This window comes from Thalassospira lucentensis (assembly GCF_001613805.1).
GTDB lineage: Bacteria > Pseudomonadota > Alphaproteobacteria > Rhodospirillales > Thalassospiraceae > Thalassospira > Thalassospira lucentensis_A.
Genome location: NZ_LPVY01000021.1, coordinates 403,448 through 418,200, shown reverse-complemented (window position 1 = coordinate 418,200; position 14,753 = coordinate 403,448). Strand labels below are relative to the sequence as shown.

Genomic DNA, 14,753 nt, shown 5'->3' with positions numbered 1-14,753 from the left:
GATGTAACGTGACGGAAGACGAGGCAGGAAGACCAGATGGATCAAGCGGAAATCATGGACGTGGCCTATGATGCCGTATGGACTCTTCTGAAGGTCAGTACACCCTTGATGCTGATTGCATTGGGGGTTGGTTTGGTTATCGCGCTGTTTCAGGCTTTGACCCAAATCCAGGAAATGACCCTGACTTTTGTACCCAAAATCCTCGTGATTTTTATCGCGCTGCTGGTGCTTTTGCCGTTCATGATGACGGAAATGACCGAATTCATGGGACGAATGGTCGATCACTTTATTGGCCTGCCGAATTAGCGAAACAAACCCAATAACAGGACATCCTGAAAGAAGATGAATCTCGATGATCTTCTGACACTTAATGTCTATGTGGTCCTGATGAGCTTTGCCAGGGTCGGGGCGGCCTTTGCCTTTATGCCTGGAATCGGGGCAAGGGTTGTACCCGCAAGGGTTCGGCTGGTTTTTGCTTTTTGGGTGGCAGTGGTGATTTCACCGCTGGCGGGTCCGTTGATCCCCGAACAGCCTGCTGATGCGCCGACGCTTTTTGTACATCTGGCCTATGAACTGACCATCGGAGCATTTTTTGGTTTGTTTGGGCAGGTCATGATGGCGGGTTTGCAAACGGCCGGTTCGATTATTGCCTATAGTTCTTCGATGGCAAACGCCTTCAGCGGTGATGCGCTGTCGGGGGCGCAAAGTGCGGTAACAGGCAACTTCATTACGCAGATCGGCATGGTTTTGATTTTTGTAACCGGCCTTGATCATCTGATGATACAGGCCGTGTTTGAAAGCTATTCCCTGTTTCCGCCGGGTGGCGCCTTGCCGGTTGGTGATATGAGCGAATTTTTCGCACGTGCGATCAATGAGAGTTTTGTCATCGCGATGAAAATCTCGGCTCCGTTCCTGATCGTTGCGATCGTGCTGCAGGTGGCGTTGGGTATTTTGAACAAGCTGATGCCCCAGTTGCCGGTGTTCTTTGTCGCCATGCCGGTTCAGATCGGGTTGGCTTTTGTGCTTCTGGCACTGGCATTGCCGACCATGATGATGGTATTTTTGGAATATTACGAGAACGGGTTGGAAAGTTTCGTCAACCCCTAGGGACCGCCAACCTTTCGGCATAATGCCGGGCAATCCGGAATGGTATGGGAATGGCCGACGAAGACGACAGCCAAAAGACAGAAGACCCCACAAGTAAAAAGCTTGAGGACGCCCGAAAGAAAGGGCAGGTACCGGTTTCCAAGGAAGTCGGTAACTTCATGTTGCTATTTGGTGGTGGTCTGGTGATGACCATGATGGCGCCCGGTATGGCGCAGTCCGTCCGGGATCTTGCGGTTGGATTTATCGAACATCCGCATATGTATGATGTCAGCCAGGCAGGCCTGCCGGTGCTTATGAAGGATGTGCTGTTGGGAATGCTTTATGTGTTGGGCATTCCTTTTGTTCTTTTGATGTTTTTTGCTGCTGCCGGGCATTTGCTGCAAAACGGCCTGGTCATCGCCGTTGAGCGTATTTCTCCCAAACCGGATAAACTTAACCCTCTGAATGGGGCGAAGAACCTGTTCTCGATGAAGAACATGGTCGAGTTCGTCAAAAACGTTTTCAAGATTGTTCTGGTCGGTGCAGTCTTGGGGTTTGTGATTGTTCCCGAACTGATGGATGTTGAGCTTTATCCTCAGATGCCGATCGAAATGGCGCTGGAACGGCTTTACGATATGATCATTATTCTGATGATCGCTGCCATTTCGCTGACGGCCGTGATTGCGGGGCTCGATTTTGCCTATCAGCGCTATGAATTCACCAAGCAGATGAAAATGTCCAAGCAGGAGATCAAGGACGAATACAAACAGACCGAGGGCAGCCCGGAAATCAAGGCCAAGGTCCGCCAGATCAGGATGCAGCGCGCCCAGCAGCGCATGATGCAAAATGTGCCCAGTGCCGACGTCGTGATCACCAACCCGACGCACTATGCGGTGGCGCTGAAATATGATGTCGGTGTAATGGAGGCCCCGATGTGTGTCGCCAAGGGGCAGGACAATATCGCGCTTAAAATCCGTGAAGTGGCTGAAGAAAACAACGTCACCATTATGGAAAATCCACCAGTTGCGCGTGCCCTGTTTGCAACAGTGGAAGTCGATCAGGAAATCCCGCCCGAACATTACAAGGCGGTTGCCGAAATTATCTCGTTCGTTTTCCGCCAGCGCGGCAAGAAGCTGGGCTGAGTGCAGGCCCAGATGGCCACTCGCAAGTTCGACCTTTCGACATTATTGCGCCAAAATTCGGCCGTTAATCCCGGTAACAAGCAGCCTGCCTCGTTATCTGTTTGTTTTTGTTTCCGGGAAGTCTGCAAAATATGTCTGCGTTTAAAAAAGCCGTTCTGGTAACTGCTACCGTTCTATCGTTGCAGGTGCCGTTCGGGATGCCGATGGCTGCATCGGCTAATGATCGCCTGACGGATGCCATTCACGCGGTTGAAACCCGGCTTGATGCGCGGGTTGGCGTCAGTATTCTGAATGTGGAAAACGGCCGGGAATGGCAATATCGTGCAGATGAACGTTTCCCGCTGACAAGCACGTTCAAACTTCTTGCCTGTGCGGCGATACTCCACAAGGTCGACCTTGGAACAGAAACGCTTGATCGCCGGATTATCTACGGCGTCGAAGATCTGGTGACTTATTCACCGACAACCGAAAAGCACGTTGATAGCGGGATGACGATCGGGGAATTGTGCGAAGCGACCCTGCATCTGAGTGATAATACAGCAGCCAACCTGATCCTTGATGCTTTGGGCGGGCCGGATGAACTTACCGCCTATTTGCGTGATATTGACGATGATGTGACCCGACTTGACCGGATCGAACCCGATCTGAATACCGCAAAACCGGGCGATCCGCGCGATACCACAACCCCCGATGCCATGCGCGCTTCGCTTGCCTATCTATTGCTTGGCGATGCCCTGTCTGCAGATTCCCGGCAGCTTCTTGAAGACTGGCTAACGGGTAATCAGGTCAGTGGTCCGTTGCTGCGGGCCGGTTTACCCGACGACTGGAAGATTGCGGACCGAACAGGGGCAGGCGGGTTCGGATCGCGTGCGATTGTGGCAGTGATCTGGCCGCCGGAACAAAAGCCGGTGATTGTTGCGATCTATATAACCCAAACATCTGCATCAATGGATGAACGCAATGCTGCGATTGCCGATTTGGGGCAGGAAATTGCGGCTGCGATCATGCGCTAGGCCTGGGGTCCGGGCAGAGTACATTATGTCTTCCGACTAATGTAAAACTTGCCGGTAGCCAGTCAGCCCAATAGCAGCTAAAAGTATAGAGCAATATTGTAAGTTATTGGCGTTAAAGGCGGTCGCGTGCTGTTTCGGGGAATTATCCTTGCTGTAAGTGTCGCATTTGTCGCTTTTGTTTATGTCCTGTTGCAGGTCATGGCAAAGGCTGGCCTTGATGTGCGTATTATGTGGATCATCGGGTCCATGGTAACGGGGGTGGCGATCGTTGCGGTGGCCGCCCTGTCACTGTCTGCACGCTGGCGATCTGCCGGAGATCGTGGTCTGGCACCATTACTGAATGGTCTGGCGCATTCCGATATTGGTGTTGCTCTGATCGATGCCTATGGCCGCACGCTTTATGCCAATCCTGCCTTTCCCCGCAAACTCGGTATCGAACCGGGCGAAGACATGCTTGCCGCACTTGAGGCACGCCTGAGCTATCTGGATGTCGGCAGTTCCGAACTGGCCGATTTGCGTACGCGTGCAATGCGCGGCGAGGCCGGTGAGATTTATGTCGATTTTTCCCAGTCCAAAAAGCCCGAGCAACTGGCGCTTGCGGCTCCTGCCGAGCCTGCGGACAGTGACGCAATCGGGAATGATACCGGTAACGACGACGCATCGTCAGAACACATTGCTGAAGAAACCTACGAAGCCGGAACGGCCTGTCTTCGCATTTCAGTGACGGCGGCAAATGCCCGTGCGGGTCAGATGCTTTGGACTGTTGACGGTATTGATCCCTCCGCCATGCCAGAACCGGGTCGTTCACTTGTTATTGCAGAACAGTCTGCTGCTTTTGGTACGTTTGTTACCGGTTCGGATGATGAAATGACCGTCGGCGGAGTGGCCTCGCGGATGGCTGATGGTGCCGGAAGCGAACAGGCCGACCAGATGATTGAACGTCTGCCTGTCGGTGTCTGCGGTCTGGATGAAGAAGGCCGCATTCTTTACCTGAACCGGCGTCTGGCAAGCTGGCTTGGCGGTGAACCCGAAGATTTTGCCAGCGGCACGCTGGAACTGGCTGATCTTATTGTCGGCGATGGCATGAATGGCGAGGTAAAGCTCAAGGTCAAGGGGGGCGAGCCCATCAAATGCTTTGTCACCCATTCGATCAATGCACCCGGCACCGGCCCGATCCGAAGCCAGGCGGTGGTCTTCCCTGATCCGATGCCGGCTCATGAATGGGAACATGCGCTTGCGGAAACAGAACGGCGGGTGCGCTGGTTCTTTGATGACAGCCCGCTTTCGATTGTTCTGGCTGATATGTCCGGTACCGTCACCGACGCCAACCGCGCCTTTATCGAGACGGCGGGGCAGCGTCATGAACGGGTGATCGGTCGATCCATTCTTGAACTGATCGTTCCCGAGGATCGTGACGAGGTCGCGCGCTATCTGTCCAAGGCTGTCATGGGTATGGGCAAGGGCGGTCAGATCGAGGCCCGTCTGCAGGGTTCGCGCGGGGTGGCCGCACAGATTTACCTGCAGCGTGTGGCCGGACGCTCGGGCGAAGCAGGTGCGCTTCTGCTGAACTTCCTTGATACGACCGAACAAAAGAACCTTGAGGAACAATTTGCCCAGTCGCAGAAAATGCAGGCCGTCGGCCAGCTTGCGGGCGGGGTTGCGCATGATTTCAATAATCTGCTGACTGCGATGATCGGTTTCTGCGATCTGTTGCTGTCGCGGCATGGGCCGGGTGACCCCAGCTTCGCCGACATCATGCAGATCAAACAGAATGCCAATCGTGCTGCCAATCTCGTCCGGCAGCTTTTGGCGTTTTCGCGCCGTCAGACATTGCAGCCGAAAATCATCAATATTACCGATGCACTGGCAGAAATGTCGAACCTGCTGCGTCGCCTGATTGGTGAAAAGATTGATCTGAAGGTCAGTCACGGGCGCGATATCGGGTTGGTAAAGGTTGACCCGGGGCAGCTTGACCAGGTGATTATCAACCTTGTCGTCAATGCGCGCGATGCCATGGCGGCCAATGGTGGGACATTGACGGTTCAGACCGGTACCGAGATTGTCGACGAGGCGCGTAATACCGGCACCGAACTGATCCCGCCGGGGGATTACATCCGGATCGAGGTTTCCGATACTGGTATCGGTATTCCCAAGGATAACCTGACGCGTATTTTCGAACCCTTCTTCTCGACCAAACAGCGCGGTGAAGGAACGGGGCTTGGTCTTTCGACCGTTTACGGGATCGTCAAACAGACCGGTGGTTTTGTGGCCGTTCAGTCGGAACCCGGTGTTGGCACGACCTTTACGATCTATCTGCCGCGCTACGAAGCAACCGAGGAAGAACTGGCCGAAACCCGTGCGGTGGCCGAAGAAGCCCCGTCACGCGATCTGACCGGCACCGGTGCGATCCTTCTGGTCGAGGACGAGGATGCAGTGCGGACATTCGGCGCCCGCGCACTTCGCGGCAAGGGTTATGACGTGCTTGAAGCCAATAATGGCGATAACGCGCTTGAGGTTCTGGCCAAAACCGACAAGACCATCGATCTGGTCATTTCCGATGTGGTGATGCCGGGGATCGATGGCCCGACATTGATCCGGATGCTGCGCGAAAAGCGTCCGGATTTGCGGGTCATCTTTATTTCGGGCTATGCCGAAGATACCTATCGTGACGAACTTGACGAAGAAAACGGTGTTCACTTCCTACCCAAACCCTTTTCGCTCAAGGATCTTGCGACCAAGGTCAAGGAAGTCCTGTAATCGATATTCCGTTGGCTTGTTTACACAGTCTTTTGGTCTCAGAAGTGAACAGCTGAGTATTCCTCGGCGACCATATCGGTGAACAGGCGTACTTTTGATGACAGATGCCGGGTCGGCGGATAGATGACCTGCAGGCAAAGCTTCGGCAGTTCGTAATCCTCAAGCAGCTTGACCAATCTTTTGTATTTGAAAGCATCGCGAAGGGCATATTCCGGAAGCACGGATATGCCCAGACCGTTTTCGACCCAGACCATCAATGCTTCCATATTGTTGGTCTTCATCGCAGATTCTGCTTTGATTTCGACCCGGCCATTGGCTGTCTGATAGACCCAGTTCCGCATGCGATTGCGGTTTGCGTAGACAATCAGCTTGTGATTGCGCAGATCGGCTGGGGTTTGTGGCATTCCGTATTTTCGAACATACATCGGCGCCGCACAGGTGACATATTTCAGCGTCGCAATGCGGTGATCAACAAGATTGGTTTCTTCATCCGGGCGGGCGATTCGCACGATCAGGTCATAGCCTTCCGATACCGGGTCGACCAGTCGGGTTTCCAAATCCATTGAAACCGTCATATCCGGATAGACTTTTACAAAATTCGCCACGGTTTGGGCGAAGTTGATGCCCTGAAAGGGCAGGGGCGCACTAATGCGCAAATGTCCTGACGGTGTCGAAGACGTTGTCGTAACGGCAAGGTCAATCTCGTCAAGATCATCAAGCACCTGCCGGGCACGTTCATAATAAACCTGACCCGTGCTGGTGGTTGCGACACTTCGTGTCGATCGCTGAAGAAGCTGCGTATTCAACCTTTCTTCAAGACCCATGACCAATCGGCTTACCGTAGACCGGGGCAGGCGTGATGCCCGTGCCGCTGCGGTAAAGCCGGAATTCTCAACCACTGCGACAAAAGCGCGCAGTTCAGCAAAACGATCCATCGTTAATTTGTCTCAAATTTGGGATAATTTGTCTCAAAATAACAGAATTGTTCCATTTTTAAAAGATGTCATTATCTCCTCATCACCCGAGCACAGATGAAAACGGGTGGGGATCAACAGGCAAGACTTACGTCATTAACAGGAGAATTATCATGTCAAAGCTCGAACTTCTTACTCCGAAAAATTCGCAGATCATCTTCATTGATCACCAGCCGCAAATGGCATTCGGTGTTCAGTCGATTGACCGCCAGGTTCTGAAAAACAACACCGTTGGTCTGGCGAAGGCTGCCAAGATTTTCAACATCCCGACTACGATCACGACCGTCGAAACCGAAAGCTTCTCGGGCCATACCTATCCGGAACTTCTGGCAGTATTTCCTGAAAATCCGCTTCTTGAACGTACCTCAATGAATTCCTGGGACGATCAGAAAGTACGCGATGCACTGGCGGCAAACGGCCGCAAAAAAGTGATCGTTTCCGGCTTGTGGACCGAAGTCTGTAACAACTCCTTCGCGTTCTGTGCAATGCTTGAAGGCGGTTATGAAATCTATATGGTCGCCGATGCATCCGGCGGTACGTCGGTCGATGCGCATAATTATGCGATGGATCGTATGGTTCAGGCCGGTGTCGTACCGGTCACCTGGCAGCAGGTTCTGCTGGAATGGCAGCGCGACTGGGCACACCGTGAAACCTACAACGATGTAATGGCACTCGTGAAAGAACATTCCGGCGCATATGGCATGGGCGTCGATTATGCCTACACCATGGTTCACAAGGCACCGGAACGTGTCGAACACGGTCCGCGCCTCGCACCGCAGGCTGCTTCCTGATGTGAGGGCACGACGGAAAGGGGATCTCCGTCGTGCCTTTTCTTTTTGGCAGTGGACCGGTCAATCGCTTGTCTCAGGCTGCCTTTTTTGCAGGGATCAAATCAATGAAACGCCGGACTTTCGTGAAAGGTGTTGCCGCCACGGCCGCCTTGTCGACTTTGCCGATTACAGGGATCAGGAGCCAGCAAATGAAAGACACCGCCGACACCATCATTTACAACGCCAAGGTCACGACACTCGACCCAAAGACCCCGGAAGCCGAAGCCATCGCAATTGCCGATGGCAAGGTTCTTGCGGTCGGTGACGAAGCCGGGATACGCAAACTGGCCGATCGCAAAACCAAAATGATCAACGGCGCGGGACGCCGGATTATTCCGGGGCTGAATGACAGCCATACCCACCTTATTCGCGGTGGTCTTAACTTCAACATGGAATTGCGCTGGGAAAACGTACCGTCCGTTGCCGACGCGCTACGCATGCTTAAAGCGCAGGCGGCTGTCACGCCAGCCCCGCAATGGGTGCGCGTTGTCGGTGGCTGGTCGGAATTCCAGTTTGCCGAACGCCGGATGCCAACCCTTGATGAAATCAATGCTGCCGCACCAGATACGCCGGTCTTTATCCTGCACCTTTATGGGCGTGCTTTATTGAACCAGGCCGCAATCAAGGTTCTTGGTTTTGATAAGAACACGCCAAACCCGCCCGGTGGCGTGATTGAAAAGGATGCCAAGGGTAATCCGACCGGACTCCTGGTCGCCAAGCCATCCGCGCTGATCCTTTACTCCACGCTGGCCAAGGGTCCCAAGCTTCCGATTGAGGATCAGATCAATTCCACCCGTCACTATATGCGCGAAATGAACCGGCTTGGCATCACCAGCGTCATTGATGCTGGCGGCGGCGGACAGAATTATCCTGAAGATTACGATGTCATTCGCCGTCTGCATGATGACGGGCAGATGACCGTCCGCATCGCCTATAACCTGTTTGCGCAAAACGCCGGGAACGAGCTTAGCGATTATGAACGCTGGGTCGGAATGACCGAACCGGGTGCTGGCGATGATATGTTGCGGATGAACGGCGCCGGTGAAAACCTTGCCTGGTCGGCAGCAGATTTTGAAAACTTCCTTGAACCGCGCCCCGATCTGGCGCCGGTCATGGAAAGCGAACTCGAACCCATCGTCGAATTGCTGGCTGAACGCGAATGGCCGTTCCGCATTCATGCGACCTATGACGAAACCATCGACCGTTTCCTTGGTGTGTTCGAACGGGTGAATGGCAAACAGCCGTTCAAGACGCGGTTTATCATTGATCATGCCGAGACCGTTTCCGAACGCAATATCGAACGGATCAAGGCACTGGGCGGCGGGATCGCGATCCAGCATCGCATGGCATTCCAGGGCGAATATTTTGTCGACCGTTACGGCAAGGATGCCGCCATGGCGACCCCGCCTGTCTCCAAAATGCTGGAATATGGTCTTCCGGTCGGGGCGGGAACGGATGCGACCCGCGTTGCATCCTATGACCCGTGGGTCGGTCTTTACTGGCTTACTACCGGCAAGACGGTTGGCGGTATGTCGCTTTACGACAATGACAACGTTCTTGATCGTGAAACTGCGCTCATGCTGTGGACAAAAGGGTCGGCATGGTTCTCGGGCGAGGCGGATGTCAAAGGTACGCTGGCACCTGGACAATATGCCGATCTGGCCATCCTTTCCGCTGACTATCTAAGCGTCCCGCCCGAAGAAATCCGCCGGATTAACTCGGTCATGACCATGGTTGGCGGAGAAGTGGTTTACGGCGAAGGAGGGTATCAGTCCCTGTCGCCGGAAATCCCGCCAGCATCTCCGTCGTGGAGTCCGGTTTTGCATCAACAAAGCCCCGGACAGCGCCCGGAATCCCATGCTCATCACGCGGAGCGCGCATGCCATGACGCATGTAATCATGGTTGCGGTGTCCACGGACATGATCACGGGATTGCCTGGAATAATCCTGTGCCGGTTGCGGATGCTAAATCGTTCTGGGGCGCGCTGGGTTGTTCCTGCTTTGCAGTCTAGCGCCGTTATGGGCCGGGCGGGTCACGTTACCCGCCCGGTTCACTGAAAGACAAACAGGCAGGGCTTCGATGGGCCGGATGCCGCAACGGATTGAAAACCATGAAAATCGTATTTGGGCTTTTGCTGGCGATCCTGATTGGCATCGGTTGCCGGGTGATCGATATCCCGGTTCCTGCCCCGCCTGCCATGACAGGTGCGCTTCTGGTACTTGCCATGACGATTGGCTATCTGGCGGTGGATCGCTGGTTCCCGCATCGTCGCTGCGACAATCGTAAAAATTGCGCTGGTCCGATTGGACACGTGCCCAAGGCTGGAGAGTAGGACCATGTGGCAACTTCTGACCGGGATTGGACTGGGACTTGCGATTGGTGGCGGATGTCGCTGGCTTGATTTGCCTTTGCCGGCTCCTCCGAAAATTGTCGGCGCACTTTTGGTGGTAGCGATGACGGCTGGGTTTGTGATTACCGATCACATCCTGACCGTGCAATAGGGGAAGCTTAAGATGAATACGCAAAAATCAGAAAACACCCCCGGAACCGCAGCGGGCCCGTGGTCGCCTTTCCGCCATCGTGCTTTTGCCTTCCTCTGGATCGCAACCGTTGTTTCAAATATCGGAACATGGATGCACGACGTTGGTGCGGGTTGGTTGATGACGGAACTTTCGCCATCCCCCTTCGTCGTCGCACTGGTACAGGCGGCAACCACCTTGCCGGTGTTTCTGTTCGCGATATTTGCCGGTGCTCTGGCGGATCTGATGGATCGTCGCAAGTTGCTGCTTGCGGTCAACCTCGTGATGGCGGGATTGGCGGCGGCTTTGTCATCACTTGTTTATCTGCAACTGGTAACGCCGTCGATCCTGATTGCCTTTACCTTCATGATGGGAACCTGCGCGGCACTTATGGCACCTGCCTGGCAGGCAATTGTCCCGTCGCTGGTTGATAAATCGCGTTTGGCACCTGCTATCGCGCTGAATTCGATGGGGATCAATGTCAGTCGTGCAATCGGTCCGGCATTGGCCGGCTTCCTGATTGTGTCTGCCGGGCTGGTTGCACCTTTTGCACTTAACGCGATCAGCTTTGTCGGCATTCTGGTTGTGTTGTTCTTCTGGAAACCGGCAAAGCCCGAACAGATTATGCCGCGTGAAAAGGTTTTCGGGGCGATGCGCGCGGGGCTTCGTTATGTATTTAACAGCCCGCCGGTCATTGCGACGCTGGTGCGCGCGGTGGCGTTCTTTGTCTTTGCAAGTGCCTATTGGGCGATGCTGCCGCTTATTGCGCGTGAAGTGTTGTCAGGCGGCCCGCAGCTTTATGGCATCCTGCTTGCCAGTGTCGGTGCCGGGGCGGTTATCGGGGCCGTTGTTTTACCCCGGATCAAGGCGCGTCTGGGGGCTGATAAAACCGTCATGGCCGGAACGGTTGGCACGGCGTCGGTTCTTGTTGCCTTTGCCCTGATCCAGCAGCCGGTTGTTGCGGTGATCGCATCCTTTATTGCCGGGGCATCGTGGATTGCCGTTCTGTCATCCTTCAATGTTTCCGCACAGACGGCATTGCCTGATTGGGTTCGGGCGCGTGGTTTGTCCGTCTTTCTGACGCTGTTTTTCGGTGCGATGTCGGGTGGCAGTATCCTTTGGGGTTGGGTTGCCGACCAGTTTTCGATTGAAACGGCGCTATTATGTGCGGCGGCCGGGGCGATTGTTCTGATGTTTGCCACCATGCGGTTTGCCCTTAATCAGGGGGCGAACCTTGATCTCGCACCATCGATGCATTGGCCCGAACCGATAATCGGTGAGGATGTCGAACATGATCGCGGCCCTGTCATGATCCGGATTTCCTATCGCATTGCCGATACGGATCGTGAGACTTTTGGTGATCTGATGAAAGCCATGCGCAAGGCGCGCCAGCGTCATGGTGCCTATCATTGGAACCTGTATCAGGACAGCAAGCAGGCTGATCTGTTTACCGAGGTCTGGTCTGAAGGCTCATGGATAGAACATCTGCGCCATCACAAGCGGGTAACCGGCACCGATCGCGTCCTTCAGGAACAGGTCAACAAACTGCATCAGGGAGAAGACAAGCCGCTGGTCGAACATCTGATCGCCGCACGGTGAAACCAATGGGATGTGTGCTTGTTTTCGAAATCTTGAATTCCCCCATGCCCTGAATTTGAAGTAAGTATCATGATAACAGGCCGGGCCCTTATTGTTGGGTGCCCGGTCTGTTTGATTTGGACGCCGTTGGCGTCCCGGGGTGCTTTGGGAAAGTGGTGATGACGTTTTGCGGAAAGTTCAGGTCAGGTGCATCCGGCCTGACCATTTTGATTTCGATCCTGAGCCATTCGACATTAGCCGGTGCCACTGAAAAGTGCCTGATTATTGCCATGCCCGAAGTCCGGATGACCGGGGATGGGATCGAACCTTATCGCGATGCCATGCAAAAGGCGGGTGTATGCGTCAAACCGATACGTATGCCGCTCGCACGGGTTGGACAAGCCTTATCGCATGGTGAAATTGATGGTGCGTTCGCCGAACTTGAAGGATTTCAACAAGGCGTTGACCGCCCGATCATAAGGGGAAATGTCCGCGTTGGACTGGTTGACGGAATGCTGGTGGTGCGGTCCGGAAAGATATCGAGGATAAGCGATCTGACAGATGAGAGTGTTGGTGTCTGGCTTGGTTCCGACTGGTCTGATGTACTATTGGCTGATCATCCCAAAGTCGTGCGTGTTCCGCGCGGGCCCGAAATGATGCAGAAGATGCTGCAGTACGGGCGATTGGACGCAATGCTGCTGGATAGCTATTCGTTGTCGGTCACTGGTGGCACCCCGGACGGATTCCAGGCAATTCCCGTTACGAGCCTTTCGGTCTACAGCTGGCTTGCCGTCGACCATGCTGATTTGCTTCCTGCCTTTGATGAAGGCACGTCATTGTTTTTGAAAATGATTATTGAGTGGCGCCAAAAGTAGGGGGACTTGCCCGGTGTTATCTGCGGCCTATCCCGAAAGATAAAATATCGACATGCCATAAAGGCACAGGATTGAAACGCTTTCCCAACCGATATTGGCAAGCCCCCTGCGTTCGCGGTTGAGCATCCCCAACAGAAGGATGCCTGTCATCAGGATGACAAGGGCGATGGTAAACAGGTGCTGCGGACTGAATGCGGCGTAAATCGATCCATCGCGATAGGCGAAGTCCGATGCGGCCAGAAACAGAACATCAAACGCATTGCCACCGATAATATCCCCAACTGCCAGATTGACCGCTCCCATGCGGACAGCTGCAATTGCCGAAACAAGTTCGGGCAGCGATGTCGCAATCGCGGTCAGGAAGGTGCCAACTGCTGTCTCGCTAATGCCGGTTTTATCGACGATGGCCAGTCCGCTTTCGCCAATAGTGTAACCGGCGACGGCTGTTATCGCGGCAAAGGCCAGAAACTCTGCCCACAGACGAAGCGTGCTTTCGGGATGATAATCTGCGTCATCTTCCTTGGCATCCTCGTTGGTCAGGTCGGTTTTGCGCGGTCGCCACATTGGCTGATGCCTGATTTCGGCGAGCAGTGACAGGCCAAAGCCATACAGAATGAACAACAGGATCGATACCGGATGGATATGCAATATTGTCCAGTCTGGACCAGCATAGGCCAGAAGCGGCAGGGCAAGCATGCTGACCAGCAGGGTTGCCTGCGCCAAGCCGGTTGCGCTGGCCGCGGCATGTTCCAGATTACCCTTGCGATACAGAAAATCGGCGATTGCCAGAAAGGTCGTCTGGGCAGCAATGCCACCCAGCGCATTACCGATGGCAAGATCGGTGTGTCCTTGCCACGCCGTCGTTACCGAAAGCACACTTCCGGGCAGGCTGGTCGACATGCCGACAAAAACCGCACCGGCTATGATTTGTCCCATGCCGGTCCGTTCGGCGAGCTTGAGAGCAATCGTTGCCAACCGAGTTCCGGCGAAGCCGATCACCACAGCACAGATTGAAAACAGTCCGATAATGGACCAAAGCGGAAGGGTTGCAATTGCAGGCAGCATCAAAACGTCTTTTGTTCGGATCTGGCCGCATTTGCACCGGGGCGGCTTTACCTGCCCTTTATGACGCATCGGGTGCCGTCATGTTCCCTGATTGTGAAAAGTTAAAACACTTCCCCTTCCGGACGTGCCAGCGGCTTGTTTTTGTTGTGTTCAATCGCTTCTTCACGGGCGCGATGCGTGATATCAATCGGCTCGCCGTTACGATTATCGGGGCGGACACGGCCAAAGAAATCGGAAAGTTCCTTTGCGACGGTTTCCGGACCTGTCACCTGACGCAGCGTAAAGCTGTGCCCCAGCCGGTCGGTAATATGCAGATCACCATAATCAAAGATATTGCCGATTACACTTTTGCTGATCTGGGTGCTTTTGATGGACTCAAACCCGCGATCATCCTGATCTTTTCGCAGAACGCCACTGCGTGTGACGATCCGGTTATTGGTTATGACACGTTCAAAGAAAAACAGATCGCGAATGGCCGTAAGCGGCAAAAGAATGCTGTCGCGTGCAGCGCGCGTTGAAACGCCAAGGGCACGTTTCAAAAGTTTCCAGACAATCGAAATCAGCGCAATGATCACCCCGAACAGGGCAATTGAAAACACGAATTCATATTCTTCCCAAACGCGATCCAGCGCGGCAAAGGCTTCGGGACCGGTCAGAAGGGCGCGTGCCTGCGGCATCAGGAAATCGTAAATTGCTCGCCAGTGATAGGATGCGTAAATCAGAAGCGCAATCCAGATGATCTTGATGAAACCGGGGACAAGGATCGAAACCGGTGAAATCGGCAAATCCATGATGACCACCTCGCCGTCATGCAGATGGCGGCGGATGCCCTTGAAGGGTTTGCTTTCCGCATTGGTGTCGTTTTTCCGGCTCATGCAGTCTGTCCTGTTTTATGCAATCGGTCCAACATAGG

Annotated in this window: 14 protein-coding genes; 11 read left to right on the top strand and 3 right to left on the bottom strand. The window is 54.2% G+C overall.

Annotation, left to right across the window (positions count from 1 at the left end):
* Positions 1 to 36 precede the first annotated feature (36 nt).
* From fliQ to AUP42_RS17575, 5 genes are all read left to right on the top strand, one after another.
* The gene (gene fliQ, locus AUP42_RS17595; RefSeq protein WP_062952870.1) at positions 37 to 306 is read left to right on the top strand and encodes a flagellar biosynthesis protein FliQ; all 270 of its coding nucleotides are present in this window, start codon (positions 37 to 39) and stop codon (positions 304 to 306) included.
* A gap of 36 nt (positions 307 to 342) precedes the next feature.
* Positions 343 to 1,107, top strand: coding sequence for a flagellar biosynthetic protein FliR (fliR, locus tag AUP42_RS17590; protein ID WP_062952869.1), 765 nt, complete (start codon positions 343 to 345; stop codon positions 1,105 to 1,107).
* A gap of 50 nt (positions 1,108 to 1,157) precedes the next feature.
* Positions 1,158 to 2,228, top strand: a complete 1,071-nt coding sequence (flhB, locus tag AUP42_RS17585; protein WP_062952868.1) for a flagellar biosynthesis protein FlhB — start codon at positions 1,158 to 1,160, stop codon at positions 2,226 to 2,228.
* Positions 2,229 to 2,425: 197 nt separating this feature from the next.
* Entirely contained in the window at positions 2,426 to 3,241 is an 816-nt protein-coding gene (gene bla / locus AUP42_RS17580) for a class A beta-lactamase (protein ID WP_231858343.1), read from the top strand.
* 126 nt (positions 3,242 to 3,367) lie between these two features.
* A complete protein-coding gene (locus tag AUP42_RS17575) occupies positions 3,368 to 5,998 on the top strand; it encodes a hybrid sensor histidine kinase/response regulator (RefSeq protein WP_062952866.1) in 2,631 nt (876 codons plus the stop codon).
* 38 nt (positions 5,999 to 6,036) lie between these two features.
* Here the strand turns inward: AUP42_RS17575 and AUP42_RS17570 are convergent, their stop codons facing one another.
* Positions 6,037 to 6,933 (bottom strand): LysR family transcriptional regulator, encoded by an 897-nt coding sequence (locus AUP42_RS17570; protein WP_062952865.1) that lies wholly within the window; start codon positions 6,931 to 6,933, stop codon positions 6,037 to 6,039.
* 152 nt (positions 6,934 to 7,085) lie between these two features.
* On the opposite strand from AUP42_RS17570, the gene AUP42_RS17565 reads away from it, so the two are divergent.
* From AUP42_RS17565 to AUP42_RS17540, 6 genes are all read left to right on the top strand, one after another.
* Positions 7,086 to 7,763 carry a hydrolase gene (locus AUP42_RS17565; protein WP_062952864.1) on the top strand — a complete coding sequence of 226 codons (678 nt, stop codon included), beginning with the start codon at positions 7,086 to 7,088 and terminating at the stop codon, positions 7,761 to 7,763.
* Between the two features lie 188 nt (positions 7,764 to 7,951).
* Complete coding sequence (locus AUP42_RS17560) at positions 7,952 to 9,814, top strand: amidohydrolase (protein WP_062952863.1); 1,863 nt, start codon at positions 7,952 to 7,954, stop codon at positions 9,812 to 9,814.
* Positions 9,815 to 9,913: 99 nt separating this feature from the next.
* Positions 9,914 to 10,135 carry a DUF1427 family protein gene (locus AUP42_RS17555; protein ID WP_062952862.1) on the top strand — a complete coding sequence of 74 codons (222 nt, stop codon included), beginning with the start codon at positions 9,914 to 9,916 and terminating at the stop codon, positions 10,133 to 10,135.
* Positions 10,136 to 10,139: 4 nt separating this feature from the next.
* Positions 10,140 to 10,304 carry a DUF1427 family protein gene (locus tag AUP42_RS17550; protein WP_062952861.1) on the top strand — a complete coding sequence of 55 codons (165 nt, stop codon included), beginning with the start codon at positions 10,140 to 10,142 and terminating at the stop codon, positions 10,302 to 10,304.
* Between the two features lie 12 nt (positions 10,305 to 10,316).
* Positions 10,317 to 11,921 (top strand): MFS transporter, encoded by a 1,605-nt coding sequence (locus tag AUP42_RS17545; RefSeq protein WP_062952860.1) that lies wholly within the window; start codon positions 10,317 to 10,319, stop codon positions 11,919 to 11,921.
* A 158-nt stretch (positions 11,922 to 12,079) separates the two neighbouring features.
* Complete coding sequence (locus AUP42_RS17540) at positions 12,080 to 12,775, top strand: hypothetical protein (protein WP_062952859.1); 696 nt, start codon at positions 12,080 to 12,082, stop codon at positions 12,773 to 12,775.
* A gap of 27 nt (positions 12,776 to 12,802) precedes the next feature.
* Here AUP42_RS17540 and AUP42_RS17535 read toward each other — a convergent pair whose 3' ends face one another.
* A complete protein-coding gene (locus AUP42_RS17535; protein ID WP_062953010.1) occupies positions 12,803 to 13,840 on the bottom strand; it encodes a sodium:calcium antiporter in 1,038 nt (345 codons plus the stop codon).
* Positions 13,841 to 13,941: 101 nt separating this feature from the next.
* Positions 13,942 to 14,715: a PH domain-containing protein gene (locus AUP42_RS17530; protein ID WP_062952858.1), complete on the bottom strand. Its 774-nt coding sequence runs from the start codon at positions 14,713 to 14,715 to the stop codon at positions 13,942 to 13,944.
* Positions 14,716 to 14,753 lie beyond the last annotated feature (38 nt).